This window comes from Bradyrhizobium lablabi (assembly GCF_018129385.1).
Taxonomy (GTDB): Bacteria; Pseudomonadota; Alphaproteobacteria; order Rhizobiales; family Xanthobacteraceae; genus Bradyrhizobium; species Bradyrhizobium lablabi_C.
Map to the genome: position 1 here is coordinate 1 of NZ_JAFCLN010000025.1, position 20386 is coordinate 20386.

At 63.9% G+C, this 20386-nt stretch carries 17 protein-coding genes; 7 read left to right on the top strand and 10 right to left on the bottom strand.

Features of this window, described 5'->3' with window-relative positions:
- Positions 1–444: 444 nt before the first annotated feature.
- Both JQ628_RS30860 and JQ628_RS30865 read right to left on the bottom strand, forming a co-directional pair.
- Positions 445–1083 (bottom strand): nuclear transport factor 2 family protein, encoded by a 639-nt coding sequence (locus JQ628_RS30860; protein WP_212229296.1) that lies wholly within the window; start codon positions 1081–1083, stop codon positions 445–447.
- Between the two features lie 79 nt (positions 1084–1162).
- A complete protein-coding gene (locus tag JQ628_RS30865; RefSeq protein WP_212229298.1) occupies positions 1163–2101 on the bottom strand; it encodes a LysR family transcriptional regulator in 939 nt (312 codons plus the stop codon).
- Positions 2102–2228: 127 nt separating this feature from the next.
- On the opposite strand from JQ628_RS30865, the gene JQ628_RS30870 reads away from it, so the two are divergent.
- Both JQ628_RS30870 and JQ628_RS30875 read left to right on the top strand, forming a co-directional pair.
- The gene (locus JQ628_RS30870) at positions 2229–3269 is read left to right on the top strand and encodes an LLM class flavin-dependent oxidoreductase (protein ID WP_212229299.1); all 1041 of its coding nucleotides are present in this window, start codon (positions 2229–2231) and stop codon (positions 3267–3269) included.
- Positions 3270–3297: 28 nt separating this feature from the next.
- Positions 3298–4260 (top strand): Bug family tripartite tricarboxylate transporter substrate binding protein, encoded by a 963-nt coding sequence (locus tag JQ628_RS30875; protein WP_212229303.1) that lies wholly within the window; start codon positions 3298–3300, stop codon positions 4258–4260.
- Between the two features lie 31 nt (positions 4261–4291).
- On the opposite strand, the gene JQ628_RS30880 is transcribed toward JQ628_RS30875, so the two are convergent.
- Together JQ628_RS30880 and JQ628_RS30885 are read right to left on the bottom strand one after the other, a co-directional pair.
- Positions 4292–5245 carry a sulfonate ABC transporter substrate-binding protein gene (locus JQ628_RS30880; protein WP_212229305.1) on the bottom strand — a complete coding sequence of 318 codons (954 nt, stop codon included), beginning with the start codon at positions 5243–5245 and terminating at the stop codon, positions 4292–4294.
- A gap of 35 nt (positions 5246–5280) precedes the next feature.
- Entirely contained in the window at positions 5281–5496 is a 216-nt protein-coding gene (locus JQ628_RS30885; RefSeq protein ID WP_212229307.1) for a hypothetical protein, read from the bottom strand.
- A gap of 845 nt (positions 5497–6341) precedes the next feature.
- Here JQ628_RS30885 and JQ628_RS30890 point away from each other — a divergent pair.
- A complete protein-coding gene (locus JQ628_RS30890) occupies positions 6342–8105 on the top strand; it encodes a peptidoglycan-binding protein (protein ID WP_249128632.1) in 1764 nt (587 codons plus the stop codon).
- A 120-nt stretch (positions 8106–8225) separates the two neighbouring features.
- Here the strand turns inward: JQ628_RS30890 and JQ628_RS30895 are convergent, their stop codons facing one another.
- Entirely contained in the window at positions 8226–10157 is a 1932-nt protein-coding gene (locus JQ628_RS30895; RefSeq protein WP_212229316.1) for an AsmA family protein, read from the bottom strand.
- Between the two features lie 246 nt (positions 10158–10403).
- Here JQ628_RS30895 and JQ628_RS30900 point away from each other — a divergent pair, with 246 nt between their 5' ends.
- The 4 genes from JQ628_RS30900 to JQ628_RS30915 all read left to right on the top strand — a co-directional run bounded on the left by JQ628_RS30900 (position 10404) and on the right by JQ628_RS30915 (position 13233).
- Positions 10404–11111: a CoA transferase subunit A gene (locus JQ628_RS30900; RefSeq protein ID WP_212229318.1), complete on the top strand. Its 708-nt coding sequence runs from the start codon at positions 10404–10406 to the stop codon at positions 11109–11111.
- 22 nt (positions 11112–11133) lie between these two features.
- Complete coding sequence (locus JQ628_RS30905; RefSeq protein WP_212229320.1) at positions 11134–11784, top strand: 3-oxoacid CoA-transferase subunit B; 651 nt, start codon at positions 11134–11136, stop codon at positions 11782–11784.
- Positions 11785–11789: 5 nt separating this feature from the next.
- A complete protein-coding gene (locus tag JQ628_RS30910) occupies positions 11790–12440 on the top strand; it encodes a GNAT family N-acetyltransferase (RefSeq protein ID WP_212229322.1) in 651 nt (216 codons plus the stop codon).
- A gap of 64 nt (positions 12441–12504) precedes the next feature.
- Positions 12505–13233 carry a class I SAM-dependent methyltransferase gene (locus tag JQ628_RS30915; RefSeq protein ID WP_212229552.1) on the top strand — a complete coding sequence of 243 codons (729 nt, stop codon included), beginning with the start codon at positions 12505–12507 and terminating at the stop codon, positions 13231–13233.
- A 17-nt stretch (positions 13234–13250) separates the two neighbouring features.
- Here the strand turns inward: JQ628_RS30915 and JQ628_RS30920 are convergent, their stop codons facing one another.
- From JQ628_RS30920 to JQ628_RS30940, 5 genes are all read right to left on the bottom strand, one after another.
- Positions 13251–14870, bottom strand: a complete 1620-nt coding sequence (locus tag JQ628_RS30920; RefSeq protein ID WP_212229554.1) for an ABC transporter permease — start codon at positions 14868–14870, stop codon at positions 13251–13253.
- Positions 14871–14978: 108 nt separating this feature from the next.
- Positions 14979–15965, bottom strand: coding sequence for a Fe(3+) ABC transporter substrate-binding protein (locus JQ628_RS30925; RefSeq protein WP_249128640.1), 987 nt, complete (start codon positions 15963–15965; stop codon positions 14979–14981).
- 187 nt (positions 15966–16152) lie between these two features.
- Positions 16153–18381, bottom strand: a complete 2229-nt coding sequence (locus tag JQ628_RS30930) for a xanthine dehydrogenase family protein molybdopterin-binding subunit (RefSeq protein WP_212229326.1) — start codon at positions 18379–18381, stop codon at positions 16153–16155.
- Positions 18378–18899: a (2Fe-2S)-binding protein gene (locus tag JQ628_RS30935; protein ID WP_212229328.1), complete on the bottom strand. Its 522-nt coding sequence runs from the start codon at positions 18897–18899 to the stop codon at positions 18378–18380. The genes JQ628_RS30930 and JQ628_RS30935 overlap by 4 nt, the downstream gene beginning before the upstream one ends.
- Positions 18896–20245 carry a cytochrome c gene (locus JQ628_RS30940; protein ID WP_212229337.1) on the bottom strand — a complete coding sequence of 450 codons (1350 nt, stop codon included), beginning with the start codon at positions 20243–20245 and terminating at the stop codon, positions 18896–18898. The genes JQ628_RS30935 and JQ628_RS30940 overlap by 4 nt, the downstream gene beginning before the upstream one ends.
- Between the last annotated feature and the right edge of the window lie 141 nt (positions 20246–20386).

Here is a 20386-nt window from a genome sequence, read left to right on the forward strand (position 1 = left end):
CCGACATCCCCTGCGCAATGGCTTTACGGCTTATATCGCGCTCTCCCTGGTGAGCGGGCTTGTTGTCACCATCGCCTGCGGGATTGCTCCCACCGACTTAACGCCAGCGTCGCGGCGCCAGGACCACACGACTTCGCCGTACGCCCTTGCTCAGTCGTCTGCTGAACAAGCGCGTCCACCGCATCCCATCCCAACGTTTGGTGGCGATGGCCAACGCCCCTCCTCGGGGATGAGGTGTCGCTGTTATAATTCTGATTTGCCGAAATTGACAAGAGGAATATTTTTTATTTCGGGTCTTGACATTTCTTCTGAAAATCAGAAGGTGATTTGCCCGGACCTTGGAGCCAGGTTCCGTCGGGCTTGTCCCAAGTGGGTGCCCGGCACGAGGCCGGGCATGACGGAGAGCTGGCGCAAGAGCCTTGGTTCTGTTGACCGCTCTTTGTGTCAGGAGATGCCGCGGGCCTGCCGTAACGCAGCGCCATCAGCGAGCTCTCCACTCAGCCAGGCTCGCCCATGGCTGTAGAGTTCCTCAACCTTGGGCCCCGTCAAGCCGGGCATGTCGCGTTTGACGCGATAACCGATGGCTTCCTGCGCGTAGGCCAGATGACGATAGCCGACGGGAAATCCTTTCAGCTTTTCAGCGTCCAACCCGAGTTGGGCGGAGGGATCGACCGGATCGAGCCGATCTTTCTCATAGATCGGTTGCCGCAGAACGACGCCCCAGGTGCCCACGCGCTTTTCCAGAAAATCGTAAAAGCGTCCGGTGCAGACGATGTCGCAGGTGACGTCATGGACGGCGGCGCGTTGCGAGATCGTCATTTTGGTTTGTGCGATGGCGCGATCGCCATCGAGATCGATAGATGTGCCGCCGAGGAAATGGAGGATGCTGACGCCTTTCTCCCAGCCCTCCTTGCTGACCCGGATGAAATCCGGCGCTGCGCCCTGGAACCAGGTCGCACACATATAGCCGTCGTCGTGCCAGACCGTCCTGAACCGGTCCCAGTCGCCGGCATCGCGCCACACTGCCCAGTTCTCGACGAGGTCGCGGATTGTCAACCGGTCGATCAGATTTGATTCAGTCATGCGCCCCTCGCGATCTTCGCCGTTTGCCGATCCCGGCGACGTCTGCTTACAGTCTGACGACGGACAATTCCAGCCGCTGCTATCCGATCCGCATTTGCGCCGCCGGTGTCCGATCGACCTCCGCGGCCACGTCGATGATGATCTTGCGCAGCCACGCCAGCGCAGGATCCATGTGAAATGATGCCGGCCATTGCAGGGCCTCGCGAAAAGCCGGGATGCGTACCGGCGCACGCAGCAGTTTTAGCGGGAAATTTCTCGCGAAGATCGCGGCAAGACGATGGTGCATCGTTGCGACGCGGTCTGTTCCGATCACCATGGCAGCCATCGCGGTAAAGTTCGGAGCGATGACCTCGATGCGGCGCTTGTAGCCTAGCTGGACCAACGCTCGTTCATCAAAGGACAGGCCGCGAATGGGCCCGAGCTGTGCCGTGATGTGCCCGAGCTGAAGATAACGACCGAGCGAGATCGAACGCCCGATCTTGCGGCTTCCGCTCCAGGCGACACAGCAGAATTCGTCCGCAAACAGGCGTTCGCTCGGATGGCCCTCGATCAGACCCGTGTCGGGAATGACGACAAAATCGACCTCTCCACGCTGAAGCTGCTCGGCGACGCGGTCGCTGAAGGGAAGGATTTCGAGACAGACATGCGGGGCAATCCGGTAGACACGCTTCATTACGGCATGCATCAGGACGATGCTCGCATAATCGGAAACGACCAGCCGGAAACGACGCTCCGAGCTCGCCGGGTCGAATTTCGGCGGCGAGATCAGATTGGCGCGGATACGCAGCAGGATGTCCCGCGTCGGCTTTTCCAGCGATTGCGCCAACGGCGTCGGCACCAGCTTGCGCTGTGAAATCGTGAAAATCTCGTCGTTGAAATACTGGCGTAATCTCTTGATGGCGGCGCTCATCGCCGGCTGGCTGAGATGAAGGCGCCGGCTGGCTGCCATGACGCTGCGTTCTTCGAGGATTGCATCGAGCGCGATCAGAAGATTGAGGTCCAGACCTTCAAAACGCATGAGCTGACATCCATAGCGTAAATATCAGGGATCAATACAATTGATTTTTCAAATTTCAAAATCCCATTGAGAATACCTCGTTCAAGAAGCCACCAATCAAGAAACGGCCATCCCCGGGGGAAGCACTTTGATCAAGCCATGGATCTTCGAGTTCATGCAGGCTCCGGCTGCCGGAGATGGAAAGTCGCTGTCCGGTGCCGTGACTGCCGCGTTCGACGAAGGGCACGTATTCTGGCTGGAGGCCGAACGGCTGGGGTTCGAGGGAATATTCTTCAGCGAGCATCATTTTGGCCTCTCGTTGAGCCCCTCTCCCAATCTCCTGATCGCCGCGATCGCTCGACAAACCAGCCGGCTGCGGCTGGGAACGATGGGACTGGTCGTGCCGTTCTATCAGCCGTGGCGCGTCCTCGAAGAACTGGCGATGCTCGACCATCTGACAAACGGGCGGCTCGAAATCGGCTTTGCGGCCGGTGTGCCCCAGGAGTTGGCGCGGATCGGCCTTGGGATGGAGGAAGCCCGTGAGCGGTTCAACGAGGCTTTGGAAATACTCGATGCCGCGCTTGTGAACCCGGTCGTCAACCACAGCGGAAAGTACTGGAAGCTCGAAAACCTCAGCCTGACGCCGGGGGTTTTCCGGCAGTCCTCCCCGCCGAAATGGACGACGGTCGTCAGCACCGGTTCGGCGCAGAAATCGGCGCAACGGCGATCGAAAATTTGCACCGGCTTCGAATCCGTCCCTCGCATCTCGGAAATCTTCGACGCGTATCGAACCGAGTGTGCCCGGCTGGACGTACCGGCCGGTCCCGATCAACTCGCCATCCGGCGTAATATCTCCATTTCACGCGACGCCGAAGCGGCGCGGGAAGAGGCGCGGGCGGCCAAGGCGATCACGCTGAAAGTCGTGGCCGGCGACCCGCGCGTCGTCGATCGCGCAACCTCATTGCTTGATGCGCCAAAGGCCGGAGCCGGGTTTTCGCTGCACGACGACGACTATATCGCCGGCACGCCGGCGCAAGTCGCCGAACAAATCATCGAGCAGTGCCGCAAGTGCGGGGCAGGTCATCTTCTCGCGATACTGGGCAGGGCTGCTTCGCCTCGGCGCCGCGAATCGATGGCCCTGTTTGGCGAGGAAGTGATTCCGCTGATGCGCCGGGCGCAGATCGGCTGATCCAGTGCTACAAGCCAGGGAGACAAGCATGAGGGCAATGATCATCGCGTTCGCCTTGGTCGCGGGCCTGACTTCCACGGCGCTGGCGCAAACATGGCCTGCAAATCCCATTCGCCTTGTCGTCAACTTTCCGCCGGGAGGGGCGGCTGACGTGCTGGGGCGCCTGATAGGTCAGTCCCTCAGCGAACCACTGGGACAGCCGGTGGTGATCGAGAACAAGGGCGGCGCCAACGGAAATATCGGTGGTGAGATGGTGGCTCGAGCGGCGCCTGATGGGTACACCCTGCTGATGTCGTCAGGCTCGATGGTGGCGATCAATCCGCATCTCTATGCCAGCATGGCCTTCGACCCGGCCAAGGATCTCATTCCCGTCGCTTCGGTCGCGCGCGTCCCGTTCTATCTCGTGGTTCGGACCGAGCATCCGGCGCAGGATTTCAAAGCCTTCATTGCCGACCTCAAGGCCAACCCGGGGAAACGCAACTTCGGATCGCCCGGCATCGGCAGCTCGCCGCACCTTGCGACGGAATTGCTCAAGAAGATGACGGCGACCGACGCGGTACATGTCCCCTATCGCGGCGCCGCACCGGCGCTCAACGACCTGCTGGCAGGCCAGATCGACTTCCTGTTCGATCCCGGCATCGCCATCGAACACGTGAAGGCCGGCAAGCTGCGCGCCATTGCGATCGGAAGTCCGCAGCGCTCGCCGCAACTCCCTGACGTGCCGACGCTGGAAGAGCTCGGCCTCACCGGCTTTGACGCGGATGCTGTTTTTGGCGTTTACGCGCCCGCCGGCACGCCACGTGACATCGTCACGCGCTTGAATATGGAAATCAGCCGCGCGCTGGCCACTGCCGCCTTGAAGGACCGCATCATGGCCGTTGGCAATGTGCCCGCGGTCATGTCGCCCGAGGCGTTCGGCGAACGGGCCCGCGAGGATTCCAAACGGTTCGGAGCCGTCATCCGGGAGCGCGGAATCACCGCAGGCAATTAGCCGCTGGTCCGCTTCGCATGGTGGACGGGCGTCAGAGGCCAACCTTCCACGCAGCTTCCGCCACATTCAGCGACTCTGGAATGAGCTTCAGCCTGGTGAACACATCCGCGATCTTCTGTTGAGCCTCGAGCGTCGCATCATCGATGGGACGTGCGCCGATTTCGGCGCGATTGACCGCGCGTTCGATGACCTCCGGCGGCAGTCCCACCTTTGGCGCGAGTTCGAGCGCATATTGCTTGCGGTTATCCCTGATCCAGACGTCGATCTCGTCGACCGTGGCGAGCACCGCCTTCAGGATATCGGTGTTGCGCTCCGCAATCGGCCGCGAGGCCATGTAGAAGGATACGTTCGGCGCAAGGCCGGTCCCGTCGGCAACGAGCCTGGCGCCGAGACTTAGTTCCGCGGCCGCGTAGTAAGGGTCCCAGATCACCCAGGCATCGACGGCGCCACGTTCGAATGCCGCGCGCGCATCGGCGGGAGCGAGATAGGCGGGAACGATATCGGCGTAGGTCAGCCCGTTGGCCTCGAGCGCCCGTACGATCAGATAACTGACATTCGATCCCTTGTTGAGCGCGACGCGCTTGCCCTTGAGATCGGTCACGGTCTTGAGCGGGCTGTCCCTGGGCACGATGATCGCTTCGTTCTTCGGCGAGGCCGGCTCAAAGCCCGCATAGACGATGTTGGCGCCGGCGGCTTGCGCGAAGATCGGCGGGGCTTCGCCGACGAGGCCGAAATCGGTGGCGCCAACGTTGAGTGATTCGAGAAGTTGAGGTCCGGCCTGAAACTCGGTCCAGGTCACCGTCCATCCCAGCGGTGCGAGCTTGCGCTCGAGGATGCCGCGCTCCTTCAGGAAGATGAGGTTGCCGGCGCCTTTCTGGAACGCAACGCGGAACGTCTTATTGGCTTGCGCCTGTACGTCGAATCCGCTGGCGATGCCAAGCAGCAGGCCGGCGGATAGCGCATGAAAATGGCGACGGTCGATCATGGTGTTCTCCATGCTGTGAATGGATGGATGAGGAGTCAGTAGGTCGATGGACAATGTGATTTGCCCGCCGGATCGCGGCGTTCACGCAGCAGCGCTTTCGCGGCACGTTCGGCGTCTCGCGCGGACGCGAATTCGCGGCCCTCGAGGCGGTCGAAGGCGCGGTCGGAGGAGAAGAAACGGAATGCCCGCTCGTTTCGTGCGACAATGCCCGCGGTGCGGCTGTCGATTTCAATGATGTACGCTTGAGTCATGTCTGCTCATTCACCGGCTGGACCGGTGTTCCCATCTGATTTCGGAAGTGTGTTCTTTAAGTCTGAGCGGACTAACGACAGGCGCCGGTGGCCGCGGAGAAGCAGCGCGGCGTCATGCGCTGGGGCGCATGTTGGGACGCTGGTGCTCTCTCTGATCGCATGCGGCAAACTTCCGGCGGGGCAATTCCCTGTATCGATACTATCGATGACGGCAATCGCGTCAATGAAATGGGATTTTGATGTTTTCACCGCAACGCGTCGGCGGTTCTAACGCTGCGGCACAAAAGAAAACGGAACAAGTTCCGAGTGGGCGCCGTCAAGGCTTACGCAGCCGGCACATTGTTGCTTGCAGTTCGGCCATCCCGGGCTGCATGCAGCATCTCTTTCGGTCCGGCCCGAAGAAGTTCGAACTTTCGAAATGGCCGCCGTTATTGGAACGCACTCTCCTTGGATGCGTTGATCGTTGCCGGTTTTTCCCGACGTGGCGCAAGACCCGGTTAGGTCAACGCCGTACCCGCAGGCAGCGGGGAACGCCGCATGAGTGCGTGCGCGCTGATGAACGCGCATTACATGTTCCGTGTTCCGGCGTTCCCCTTGCAACCATAAACAACCATGCCGGTTGAGAGTGCGCGCAATTAGCAACGCGGCAGTTCAATGCTTCTGCCTGCTTGCCTGCAAAATTTGATCACGCATCGCATCTACGTTCCGCACGTCTGCTTGATGATGCTGCTCGACGCTGGTGCGGTGCTGCAAGAAGCTGATTGAAAAGTGCGATGGCCTTTCGACGCAGATGATCTCGCTGACGGAACGATAGCATCGGCACTCTGTTCTGTTTGGATGTTCGCATGTCGCAAGCGCCGACGTGCGTTGGTGAAGATCAAGCAAGAGCGGAGGAGAAGGACATCATGACAACCAGGATGATGAAGAGCAGATTTTTGGTGACGACGGCAGCATTGCTGGCCGGAGTCAGTCTTGCGACGGCGCAGGGAATGGGTGGCGGTGCAGGAACAAGCGGTGGAAGCGAGAAGGGCATGTCCTCAGGCGCCGGCGGTCACTCCGGCGGAGCCATGTCGCCGGGTTCGAGCGGCTCGTCCCGCAGTGAAGGAATGACGCAAGGCCGCGGCTCCGACCGCAGTGAAGGCATGACACAGGGCCGAAGCCCGGAATCGCTGGGTCGTGCCTCTGAATCGAGGGAAGGCGGACGCGCCGAGTCCGGACGTGCCCAGCGTGAAGAGTCTGGCGCGCGGGACAGCGGTCGCGCCGAGGGTTCACAGGCCGGCAAGGAGCAGCGCGAGTCGAGCAAGGAACAGCGACAGCGGGACACCGACCGCGCACAGCGGGAAGATCAGAAGGGTCAGACCGCGGGCCAGGGACGGTCGGACCGCGACGAAACGCGGCGATCGGACGATCGAACCCGCGACAAGGATCAGGACAAGGGTAAGTCCGGCAACCAACAGGCGCAGCAGCCGGCCGGCAAGAACCAGAGCGGTTCGACTGCGCCGGGCCAGACCGAACGGGATCGAAGCCAGACCTCCGGCACCGGCCAGCAACGGACCGGACAGGGGCAGAACGTCAACCAGAGCCAGACCAACACGCCTGCCCAGGGTCAGAATACCGCGACCGGCCAGAACCAGAGCACGACGGCGGGCAACACCCAGATCCGGACCCAAGCCGGCGCGAACCTGACCGCGCAGCAGCAGACGACTCTGCAACAGTCGGTGCTGCACGCGAACAACGCGCCGCACGTCAACGTCAATTCGGTCAACTTCCAGGTCCGGACCGGCGTGGCTGTGCCCTCGAGCGTCTCGATCGTGTCGGCGTCAACCTATCCGGTGCTGATTGACACGTTCCCTGCCTACCGCGACTACAGCTTCTTCGTGGTGGAAGACGAGATCGTGTTCGTCGACCGCGAGCGGCGCATCGTGGACGTCGTTCCCGCCGGCCCGCGGACGCGTTTCAGCGGCCATGCCACCGGCAGCAGCAGCGGCGGCAGCATCGGCGGCGTCGCGGTAGCCGACCTTCCGCCCGACGATATTCGCGTCGTGCAGCGCGTCTTGATCGAGCGTGGTCTTCTGACCGGCGAAGCCGATGGTGTCTTCGGACCGCAGACGCGCGAAGCGCTGGTGACGTTCCAGCGTCAGCAGGGCATTGAGGTCAGTGGCAGCATCGATACGCGGACCGTGACTTCGCTTGGCGTGTCCAACCGGCTCAGCGCGCAGACAAGCCAGAGTCTCAATCTAACCCAATCTTCGACAACGGGTCAGCAGGGACAGGCCACGACGAGCCAGCAGGGGCAGGCTGCAACGACGGGGCAGCAGGGGCAAAGCGGTCAGCAGCAGGCGCCGAGCCAGCAGAATGCCGCCGGCCAGTCTCCTGCTCAGCAGGGCACCGGTCAGGCCGCCAACGCGCCTTCGCAGCCGAACCAGCAGCCATCGACGACCACCGGCCAGGCGCCTCCCGCTCAGCCGAACACGGCGGGCCAAACCACGCCTCAGCAGCAAGGCAGCAACAGCCCTGCACCGGCGAACCAGAACGCGGCGCCGGCGCAGTCCCCGGGCACCGGCTCGAGCACGAATCCGCCGGCGCAGAACACGACGCCCAACCGATAAACAAACACGACTTGTAAACAAACACGACTTGGCCCCGCTTCGGCGGGGCCATTTGTTTGTGGCTTGTGCGAAGAGACAAGTTCTCGGGTCTGGATTGGCGTCGCGAGTTGCGCGAGATCGCTAGTTCGTCTTGCCTGCCTCGACGGCCGCTGGAGCATCCGGCGCCGCCGGTCGCAGCGGGCCGCCGGTGAAGCGCTCGATCACCGACTTCACGGCGTCGCGCGCCTTGCGATCCTTGACGGCATCGAGCAGCGGTGCGGTGGCCGGTGAGCGGCGGATCAGGCTTTCCGGATCGGGGAAGATCAGAGGATCGTCCCACGGGCCCTGCACCACGAAGGGCAGCTCGAAGCCGGCGGCGCCGCTCGGCGCGGAAATCAGGCTGGCAACGCCCTTCATGTCGTATTCGCGCGAGGGAACGGAGGCCGTGCCGGTCAGTGTCAGCTTGGCAGTCGGGCCCTCGAGGCGGATGTCCTCGGCGGTGGCGATGCCGTCGGCGAATTTCAGTGCGACGGTGAGATTGTCGTAGGGCGTCGAACCCTGCCGGAAATTGCCGCCGCCCGAGAGTGGGCGCCGCTCCAGGCGCTTGAGCAGTTGCTCGACATTGAAGCCGGAGATCGCGCCGTCATGGCCGGTCAGCATGGCGGTGCCGTCAAGCGATTGCGCAAGGCCGAACGGGCTCGCGCCGGATGCCACCAGCGAGACATTGAAATTGCCGCGGCCGGAGAGCTTTGTGATGCCGAACAGTTCGGAAGCGCAGGCCTGGAGGTCGACGTCGTTGAACTGGAATTGCGCTTTCACGTCGGCCACCGCATCGGAACGGGCGACGCCGAACGAGCCTTTGACGATGCCGCCATACATCTGCGCTTCGCCGATGCTGAGCGCCAGCGCGCCGCCGCGCAAATTCGCGCCGAACGCGGTGCGGCCGAGTTTCGTGGCGCCGACCGTGACCTTTGCCGCCGACAGGCGCATGTCGAGATCGGTGGCGGACAGCGCGTTGAGATCGAACAACTGCCGGTTCCAGTCGCGCTGGCCGCTCGCCAGCAGGCGGAAGGTCGAGATGTAAGGCGTGAAGTCGAGCGCGCCGGCAGCCAGCGTCGCCTGTAGGGTCTGGCGGCCGCTGTTGTTGAACGTCATCACGCCCTCGGCGACGTTGCCGTCGAGCTCGACATTGACGTTGGTGAGCGCCACCGAGCCGCCCACCACATTGGCGCGCGCCTTCAGCGCGAAGCGGCCGAAACCACCGCTGCCCGGCGGCGGCTGGCCGGTCCAGCGCAAGGCGTTGCGCAGCGACAGCGAGTCGACCGTCACCGTGCCTTCCATCATCAGGCTGGTGCGGTTGGCGACATTGCCGTCGAAGGCGAGTTTCAGCGGCGCGGAGGTGAGCCGCGCCTTCAGCCCGGAACGGTCGCCCGACAGCAGCGCCACGAAATCGCTGGCGCTGATCGAGCCGTCGACGCGCTCGCCGCGCCAGTCGAACTGTCCGGTCGCGGCAAAGGAGCGCGAGATCGACGGCCATGCCAGCGACAGGTCGATGTCGGCGAATTTCTCGGTCGCCTCGCCGCCCGCGTCGCGATAGTTGAGCACGCCGTCCTGGATGCGGATTTCCGAGAACGACACCTGGTTCTCCGCGCCGGGCTTCATGGTGCGCACGATGGTCTCGACGAACGGCGTCCAGTTGCTCTCGCCGTTGCCGTCGCGCACCACGTGAATGGCCGGGCGCAGCATCATGACGTCGGAGATTTCGAACCGCCGCAGCAGCAACGGCACCAGGCGCAAATTCGCCGTCAGCACGTCGACATGCAGCGCCGGATCGGAGGTGCCGCCGCCCTTCAATCCGACGTCATGGAAGGAGACGTAGCTGGCCGGGAATACCGAGATGTCGATCTTGCCCTTCACGACGAGGTCGAGCCCGGTGACGGCGCGGATCTGCGCCTCGACGGCCTTTTGCAGGGCATCCCGGTTGAGGAACCACGACGTCGCGATCAGGCCGATCAGGGCTACGCCGAAAAATGCCGCAACCGGCATCGCCAGGCGCCTTATTCCTTGGGCCATCGTCGGTGACATATTCAGTTTGATGTCGTCGGTTCGTTGTCAAAGAAAGGGCGGCGCGCCAACCGTATCCGGGTCCATCCGCCCGCGCCAACCCCCGCAACTTGAAGGGTTTTCTTGTCCCTTTCAAGGCCAGTTTGCCGCGCAAACGGGCATATGCCCATCATTGACGCGTTGCGAAGATTTCGCCTAATAATCCCCGCAATCCGGACCCGGCAAACACCTCCCTCCATCAGGTCAGATTTTCCCATGAACAAGGTCTATCCCGACGCCAAATCGGCACTGTCAGGCATTTTGAAGGACGGCATGATGATCATGTCGGGCGGATTCGGCCTGTGTGGCATCGCCGAGACCCTGTCGGATGCGATCCGCGATTCCGGCGTCAAGGGACTGACCGTGGTTTCCAACAATGCCGGCGTCGACGGTATCGGGCTGAGCCGCCTGCTCGAGACCCGGCAGATCAAGAAGATGATCTCGTCCTATGTCGGCGAGAACAAGCTGTTCGCCCAGCAATATCTTGCCGGGGAGCTGGAACTCGAATTCAACCCGCAGGGCACGCTGGCCGAGCGCATCCGCGCGGGCGGCGCCGGCATTCCCGCCTTCTACACCAAGACCGGTGTCGGCACGCTGATCGCCGAAGGCAAGGAAGTGAAGGAATTCGACGGCGAAAAATACATCATGGAGCGCGGCCTGTTCGCCGACCTTGCGATCGTGCACGCCTGGAAGGGCGACACCGCCGGCAACCTGATCTACCGCAAGACCGCGCGCAACTTTAACCCGATGATGGCGACCGCCGCGAAAATCACGGTGGCTGAGGTCGAGCATCTGGTGCCGGCCGGCGAGCTCAATCCGGATCACATCCACACGCCCGGCATTTTCGTGAAGCGCATCGTCGAAGTCGGCACCGGCACGAAGCGCATCGAGTTCCGCAACACCCGCCCGCGGCCCGCGGCGTAAACATCAATCAAAGGAGGCTCAGATGGCCTGGACCCGCGAACAGATGGCAGCGCGCGCCGCAAAGGAATTGCGCGACGGCTATTACGTCAATCTCGGCATCGGCATCCCGACGCTGGTGTCGAACTACATCCCGCAAGGCATCGACGTCAGCCTCCAGAGCGAGAACGGCATGCTCGGCATGGGTCCGTTTCCGTATGAGGACGAGGTGGATGCCGACCTCATCAACGCCGGCAAGCAGACGGTCAGCGAACTGCCCGACACCAGCTATTTCTCCTCGGCCGATTCCTTCGCCATGGTGCGCGGCGGGCACATCGATCTGTCGATCCTCGGCGCGATGCAGGTGGCGCAGAACGGCGATCTCGCCAACTGGATGATTCCCGGCAAGATGGTGAAGGGCATGGGCGGCGCGATGGACCTCGTTGCCGGCGTCAAGCGCGTCGTCGTCGTGATGGAGCACTCCGCCAAGGACGGTCCAAAACTTCTGAAGAAGTGCAACCTGCCGCTGACCGGCGAGCGGGTGGTCGACATGGTCGTGACGGATCTCGCCGTATTCACCATCGACAAGCACGGCAAGGATGGCATGGCGCTGATCGAGCTCGCCGACGGCGTCACGCTCGACGAGGTGAAGGCGAAGACCGAAGCCGAATTCCGTGTCGCGCTGAAGAACGCCTGACGCCGATGGCGGGATCGTCGCCCACGATCCGCCCGGCACACCCCGAAGACGCCAGGTTCATCGCCCGCAACATCCTGGCCTCGCAGCGCGGCCCGTTCCCGCGCGGCTGGTTCGACATCGCGCTCGGCTGGGATGAGCCGCAATGTCTTTCGTTCGTCGAGTGCATCGCGCTTGCGCCAACGCCATCGTGGTGGCACGTCTCAAAGTTCATCGTCGCCGAGGTCGAGGGAAGGCCTGCGGCTTCGCTCTGCGCACTGCCTGCCGCCGGCACCGAGGCTGCCGCACGGGCGGCGATCAAGGAGGTCGCGGCGGCGATCGGGATGGGCGCCGGCGATCTCACGGAAATCTTCCGGCGCGGCGCCTATGGAGCGAGGTGCTGGGTGCAGGGCGGCGAGGGCGAATGGCTGATCGAGCATGTCGCGACGCTACCCGAGTATCGCGGGCGCGGACTGGTGCAGGCGCTGATCGCGCAGGCGCTGGCGGCGGGCAAGCAAGCGGGGTTTTCGCGCGCGTCGATCTCGTTCCTGATCGGCAATGAGGCGGCGGAGCGCAGCTATGCCAGGGCCGGCTTTGTCTTCGCGGAGGAGAAGCGCGACCCGGCCTTCGAGGTGCTGACAGGCTCGCCGGGCTTTCGGCGGTTTGTGCGAGCTATCTAGCGAACGGCTGGTGCGCGCTGATATCGAATGTATCCAGCCCAAAGATTTCCATGCGGTGAGACCTATGGCACAGAACATCTACGATGATCCTGCATTCTTCGCAGGCTACAGCCAGTTGCCACGGCAGGTGCAGGGGCTCGCCGGGGCGCCGGAATGGCCGGCGATCCGCGCGATGCTCCCGGCTCTGGCCGGTAAGCATGTCCTCGATCTCGGCTGCGGCTTTGGCTGGTTTGCGCGATGGGCGCGGGCCGAGGGCGCCACATCGGTTCTTGGAATCGATCTTTCCGAAAAAATGATTGCTCGCGCGAAGGCCGATACTGCCGACGCCGCGATCGAGTACAGGATTGCAGATCTCGAAGGTCTCGAACTTCCTGATGCATCGTTCGACCTTGCCTACAGCGCGCTTGCTTTCCACTACATCGAGGATTTTGGACGGCTGGTGAGGAGGGTGCATCGCTCGCTTGTTCCCGGGGCGCTTTTCGTTTTCACGATCGAGCACCCGATCTACATGGCGGCAACGCACCCGCACTGGTGGACGGACAAGGATGGCCGCAGGACCTGGCCGGTCAACCGTTACGCCGAAGAGGGTAGGCGTCGCACGGACTGGTTCACCGAAGGCGTGCTGAAATATCACCGTATGATCGGGACAACGTTGAATACGCTGATTGGCGCCGGATTCACTGTTCGTCATGTCGAGGAATTTGCCCCGACGGCCGACCAGATCGCGGAAAATCCATCTCTTGCGGAGGAGTTGCAGCGCCCGATGATGCTGCTGGTCTCCGCGCAGCGGTGAGCTGCGACGCGGCTCCCTTACGCCGGCCCGTTCGGCATGTCCGAAAATCGTGTCAGCCACGCCACCGGGCCGATGCTGGCGGCGATGATCAGCAGGGCGGCGAGCGCGCCTTCCTCAAAGCTGCCGCGGCTGGCGAACTGGTAGATCGAGGTCGCTAGCGTCTCCACGTTGAGCGGCCGCAGCAAGAGCGTCGCCGGCAATTCCTTCAGGCAGTCGACGAACACGATGATGACGGCCCCCAGCATCGCCGGCCGCAGCAGCGGCAGATGGATCAGGCGCATCGTGGTCGCTTGCCCGGCGCCGGCCGCACGCGCGCTGTCGTCATAGTCGCGCGGAATTCGCTCGAAGCCCGATTTGATCAAGCCGGTCGGCACCGCGAGGAAGCGGATGACGTAGGCGATCACCACCGCCGCGCCCGAGCCCACGATGATCAATCCCGGCAGCGAACGGCCGGCCCATCCGGCGAGCGCGTTGACGGCGTGGTCGACCGCGAGCACCGGCGTGAGCAGGCCGATCGCCAGCACCAGGCCCGGCAATGCGTAGCCGGTTTGCGAGACGTTCATCGCGGCAAGGCGCAAGGCGTTCGGCCGCCAGCGCCAGGCCAGAATGGTCGCGAACGCAAGCAGCAGCGCGGCCAGTGTGGCAAGGGTCGCGAACGCGACCGAGTTGAACGCATCGCGCCACAACGAGACGTCGAAATTCGCCAGCAGGCCGCGCTTGAAACTCTGGTGCGCGAGGAACAGCAGCGGCACCACGAAGCCGAGCAGGACCGGAAGCAGGCATGCGGCGAACACCGCTCCCGCTGTTGCGCCGGTAAGCGTCGTACGCGGTTGCAGGCGGGGACTTTCCGCGGAAAATTCCGTCGTCGCGTTGCGCCTTCCGTAGCGCTCGAGCGCTATCAGGCAGGCGACGGTTGCCAGCATCAGGCAGGAAAGCTGCGCGGCCCCCGCGAGGCTTCCGCGGTTGAGCCAGGTGGTGAAGATCGAAACCGTCAGCGTGCGCACGCCGAGATATTCGCTGGCGCCGATATCGTTGAGCGTCTCCAGCGCCACCAGGGCTGTGCCGACCGCCAGCGCCGGCCGTGCCATCGGCAGCGAGACGCGCCAGAACACGGTCCATCTTTTGGCGCCGAGGGTACGCGCGGCCTCGACATATTCGGCGCTTTGAAACTGGAACATCGCGCGTGCCGAGAGATAGACGTAAGGGTAGAGCACGAGGCCGAGAATCGCGATCGCGCCAGGCAGCGAGCGCAAGTTCGGCAGCAGGCGGACCGCATCCGGCAGGGGAAGCCACAGCGCCAGCGTGCGATGCACGAGGCCGAGCGGCTCGAACAGGTCGACATAGACGTAGGCGGCAAGATAGGTCGGGATCGCCAGCGGCAACGGCAGCAGCCACAGCAAGAGGCCACGCCCGCGAAAATCATACATCGACATCAGCCAGGCCGTGCCGGCGCCGGCCAGCAGCGCAAACGCGGCGACGCCGCCGAGCAGCAAGGCGGTGTCCAGCACGGCGCGCGGCAGCACATAGTCGATGAGGTCGCGCCACACTTCCGGCGCCGGCTGCATCGCGAGCGCGACGATGGAGATCACCGGCGCGGCCACCATGATGGCGGTGGCCACGGCGACGACGGCGACCATCCGCCCGGCGTGGCGGTTTCGGTTCACGCGAGATCGCCGGCCGGCGATATCCGCAGCCGCTTCCCGCCGCCAGGGCGGGAGAGGGAAGCGCGCCTCAGCCTGGCAGCATCAATTGTCAAAACCGACCTTGTCGACCAGCGTCGCGGCGGACTTGCGGTTGGCGACGATCCTGGCAATCGGGATCGGGTCGGCGACCAGCTTGCCGTAACCGGCAATCGTCGGGTTGACGGCGACGCCGGCTCGGATCGGGTATTCGTAATTGGAATCGGCATAGATCTGCTGCGCCTTTTCGCCGACAAGCCACTCGATCAGCTTCACGGCGTTATCCTTGTTCGGCGCGTGCCTGGCGAGCAGCACGCCGGAGAGATTGACGTGGGTACCGCCGCCTTCGAAGGTCGGCAAGATCACCTTGGTCGCTTCCGCCCACGGCTTTTTCTCGGGATCGTTGTTCATCATCAGCGCCCAGTAATAGGTGTTGCCGATGCCGATGTCGCATTTTCCCGCCGCAACGTCGCGCGCGGCTTCGCGGTCGCCGCCGGAGGGTTTTTGCGCCAGATTGGCCTTCACGCCCTTCAGCCATTCCTCGGCCTTGGCCTCGCCGTACTTGGCCGCATAGGCCGCGAACAGCCCATTATTGTAGATGTGCTGGCCGGAACGGATGCAGATCTTGCCCTTCCACTTGGGGTCGGCGAGTTCTTCGTAAGTGATCTTGTCCTGCTTGACGCGATCCTTCGAGGCGTAGATCACGCGCGCGCGCATCGAAATACCGGCCCACTGGCCGTCCGGATCGCGGTATTGCGGTGGCACGATCTCGTCGATCGCCACCGACTTGATCGGTTGGGTCACCCCGGCCTTCACGGCGTCGTCGAGGCGGCCGAGATCGACCGTCAGCAGCACGTCGGCCGGGCTGCTCGCGCCCTCCGCCTTCATGCGCTGCTCGAGGCCGGAGCTTGCCGAGACCACATTGACCTTGATGCCGGTGTCCTTGGTGAAGGCGTCGAACAGCGGCTGGATCAGCTTTGTCTCGCGATAGGTGTAGACGTTGACTTCACCTTGCGCGAACGCCGACGTCGTCGCGAGAGACGAGAGCACCATGGCGGTGGCAGTGATGCTGCGAAGATTCATATGAGGCGCTCCGGCGGCGGGTGAGGGGATGCCGATCCAGTAGCGCAGTGGAAGCAATCTTCGTGCGCGACGCGATGTCGCGAAGGTTGCGATTTAGAGCGATTCCATTACCCAGTTTAGAACGATTCCATTTGACGCGCCGCGCCGCCAGCGATCCTCACGCGTCGATCGCGTCCTTGATCCGCTTTCGCGTCAGGGGCAAATCGCGCAGCCGTTTTCCGGTGGCGCTGGCGATGGCATTGGCAATCGAGGCGGCGGCTGGGCCCTGGCCGGTCTCGCCGCTTCCCAGGAACGGCTGGCCGGGGCGGTTGATGATGTGCACGTCGACCTTTTCGGGCACCGCGTCGAAGCGCAGGATGGGATAGGTCTGCCAGTCGATGCTGGTGATCCTGGTATCATCGAACGTGACGCTTTCGTAGAGCGTCCAGCTCATCGATTGCAGGATCGCACCCTCGATCTGGTTGACCAGCCCGTCCGGATTGACCACCTGGCCGCTGTCGACCGCGGCTACCGCGCGGATCAGGCGCGCCCGGCCGGTCTGCCGGTTCACCTCGACCTCGCTCGCGATTGCGCAATAGGCGGCGTGATTTTTGTAGCGCGCGAAGGCAAAGCCGTAGCCGCGGCCGGGCGGCGCCTTCTGGCCCTTCCGCCATCCGAAAGCTTGCGCCGCCTTTTCGATCGCGTCGCGTCCGCGCCTGTCGTCAAGATGCTTCAGGCGGAATTCGACCGGATCGGCGCCGGCCGCCGCCGCCAATTCGTCCATGAAACTCTCGGCCGAGAACACGTTGTGATAGGCGCCGAGCGCGCGCAGCGCGGAAATGCGCAGGGGCATCGCCGGGATAAAATGATGCACGACCTTTGCATTCGGGAATTTGTAGATCGGTATGGCGTTGCGATCGCCGCCGCCGTCCGGGAGCGGAAGCGGCTTGGGCGCCGGCGGCGCGAACGGCTGGGCAATGTGCTGGGCCGCCAGCATCGCGCCCGCGCCACCCGGCCGCATCGAATGGGTGTTGCTCCATACTTCGAAATTCCAGTCCGATATCGCGCCATCGCCGTCGAGCGAGGCCTTCAACCGGGTCACCATCGCCGGACCGAACGGCTCCCAAGCGTGTTCCTGTTCGCGCATCCATTGCAGGCGAACCGGCACGCCGGGCAACGCGCGCGCGATCAGCGCTGCGTCGGCTGCGGCGTCGTCGGCGCCGTTGTGGCCGTAACACCCGGAGCCCTCTACGTGGATCAGCCGCACGCTGGCCGGCGGCACCCGCAGCATCTCCGCAATGCCCGCGCGGTCCGGATAGACGCCCTGGGTGTGGCTCCACACCGTCATGCGGTCGTCGAGCCATTGCGCCACCGCGCAGGACGGTCCGATCGATCCGTGGGCCTGGTAGGGGCGGGTGAAAGTGGCCTCGATCGTAAGCGCCGCGACGACTGCGGACGGATCGCTCTGCTGGTAGATGGTCGTGTCTTCTGACGGCAGGCCGGTCAGCACGCCTGGCAGATCATCCTGCTTCGGCAGCCGCGCCGTCTCACGCCATTTGGCCGCGGCAGCCAATGCGACCATCGCCTTGACAGCCTGATATTCCTTGCCGGCGACGACGGCGAGGAAGTTGCCGTCACGGACGATCCTCACCACGCCGGGCATTTTTTCGATTGCAGCGGCATCGTACCCGATCAATTCCGCGCCATAGCCGGGTGGCCGCACCACGCGCGCGTGCACCATGCCGGACAGCCGCATGTCCTGAATATAGGCGGCGCCGCCGGTGACCTTGGCCGGAATATCCACGCGCGGTACCGGCCGGCCCATGACCTGATAGGTCGCCGGATCCTTCAACCTCGACTTGGGCTGCGCCTGCACGTGAAACATCTCGCCGGCGACCAGTTCGCCGTAACCGAGCCGTCGGCCGTCGGGGGCGATGACGGCGCCGCCACCGGTCTTCAAGGCTTCGACCGGCAGATCGAGACGGCGCGCTGCCTGCGCGACCAGAAGTTCGCGAACCTGCGCCGCCGCGTTCTGGACGGCGGTGCCGCTGTTCTTCATCGAGTTGCTGCCGGAGGTATAGCCTTCGTTGGCGGTGCGGCTTGTGTCGGCGGTCACGACGTTCACGGACTCGAAGGGCACGTCGAGCTCCTCCGCCGCGATCTGCTGGAACGCGGTCTTAAAACCCTGGCCGAGTTCTGCCTTGCCGGTGAAGGCCGTGATCGCGCCGTCGGCATCGATGCGAAGCCAGGAATCGAGAAACGGCGTCTGCGCCAGGCTGCCGGGCGGCTTCGGCGCCGGCGGCGCGCTCTGGTCCTGCGCGAATGCGCCACGAAGCGAGAAGCTGACAATCAGAGCGCCGCCGCCTGCAAGCACGCTGCGGCGATTGAGACTGACGGGGCCGTTCATGGCATGCTCCCTTGGATAGATCCCTCTTGGATAGATCCCTTGGCAGGTGAAGCATCGGCGGTCTGCATCAGCCGGCCCGCGCGATGCACGGCGCGGAGAATGCGCATATGGGTGCCGCAGCGGCAGAGATTGATCTCGAGCTCGGCTCTGATCTGCTCGTCGGTCGGTTTCGGATTGCGCTGTAGCAGGGCCTGCGCCCGCATCATCATCCCGGCGATGCAATAGCCGCATTGCGCCGCCTGCTCCTCGATGAAGGCGCGCTGGATCGGGGCCGGCGCTTCGATGCTGCCCAACCCCTCAAGCGTGGTGACCTTCTTGCCCTCCAGCAGCAGCAGCGGCGTGACGCAGGACAGCACGGCCTTGCCGTCGACGATGACGGTGCAGGATCCGCATTGGCCGAGTCCGCAGCCGAATTTGGCGGCGTTGAGCTTGAGATCGTCGCGCAGGACATACAGCAGCGGCGTATCGGGATCGGCGTCGACCTGGTGGTCCTGACCATTGACCTTCAATGTCATCATGGCTTGTCTCGCTGCGTTGTGTCGGCGGGCGGATTTGGCAGGGATACGGTCTGGGTTCGTCTCGCATCCCGTACCGTTCCGGTTACATCCGTCCATGGCGGCCGGTGGCTGAACTGTGCGCGCAAATAGTTCAGCAGCGCCGCGATCTGGTCGTCGCTCATACTGTCGGCGAAGCCGGGCATGATCGGGCTGGCTTCGCCTTGCTCGGGACGGATGCCCGACAGCACGATGTTGGCGGCGTTGCGCGCGTCGGGAGCGCTGAGGGCGGTGGAGAGCGCAAGATCGATCCCGCCATAGGGTGGCGCCCGGCCGGCGGCGTGGCATGGCGCGCAAGTCGCGGCGTATAGCGATGCGCCCGCCGCATTGCCGTTGGCAGGTGGCGCTTGCGGCGAACGTGAACCGGCCTGCGCCAGCAGCTCGTCGCCGCGGCGCTTGCGCTCGGCTGTCGGCGCGCCGAACATGTCGGCCATATAGGTTGCGATCGCGCGGACATCGCTCGCGGGCACTTCAGACAGATTTCTGACGACCTCCGCCATCGGACCGCGCGCGACGCCGTGCTCGGAATGCCAGCCCCGACGGAGATATTCAAACAGCGCCTCCGCATTCCACGGCACCGGCGCGGGCGACTGATTGTTGATTGCGTAAGCGTGCCAGTTGTCGACGTCGGCGCCGGCAAACGGCACGCGGGCCTTTTCCGCACCCAGCGCGTTGCGCGGAGTGTGGCAGGAGCCGCAATGCGCCAGCCCCTCGACTAGGTACGCGCCGTGATTCCATTCAGCGCTTTGCTCCGGGTCCACCTGGTAGGTGCCGTGGCGCAGGAACAGCAGCTTCCAGCCGGCGACCAGGACGCGCTGATTGAACGGAAACGACAATTGATTCTCGCGCGCAGGGGCATGAGCGGGTTGCCGCGTCATCAAATAGGCGTAGAGCGCGCGATTGTCCTGGTCGGAAACATTGGTGAAGTGATCATAGGGAAAGGTCGGATAGAGATGCCGGCCGTCGCGGTCGATGCCTGACTGCATGGCGCGGCGGAACGCGGCTTCGGACCAGCGGCCGATTCCGGTCTCGGGATCCGGGGTGATGTTCGAGGAATAGACGGTGCCGAACGGCGTCGGCACCGCGACGCCGCCGGCAAAGTCCTTTTCCCCGCGCAGCGTGTGGCAACTGCTGCAATTGCCGATCGCCGCAAGGTCGCGGCCGCGCTTGACGAGGGCGCTGTCGAAGGACTGCGGCGCCGGCGGATCGATCGTGGCAATCGCCGGCCGCCACACGACAGCAATCGCGGCAATCGCAACGGCGATTGCGGCTATCGCAATGATGTTTCCGATCATCCGCGGCGATGCCATTTTGCACCTTTTTGAGCCGCCTGAGCCTGTTCCTGCCAGCACGGGATCATCCGTGGCTGGACCAAGTCATGCCGGGGCCGCCGGGTTCCGGCACGCAACAGGTTGTTATCGTGTTGAAGCCGGAATGCTTCCGGGCTGTCC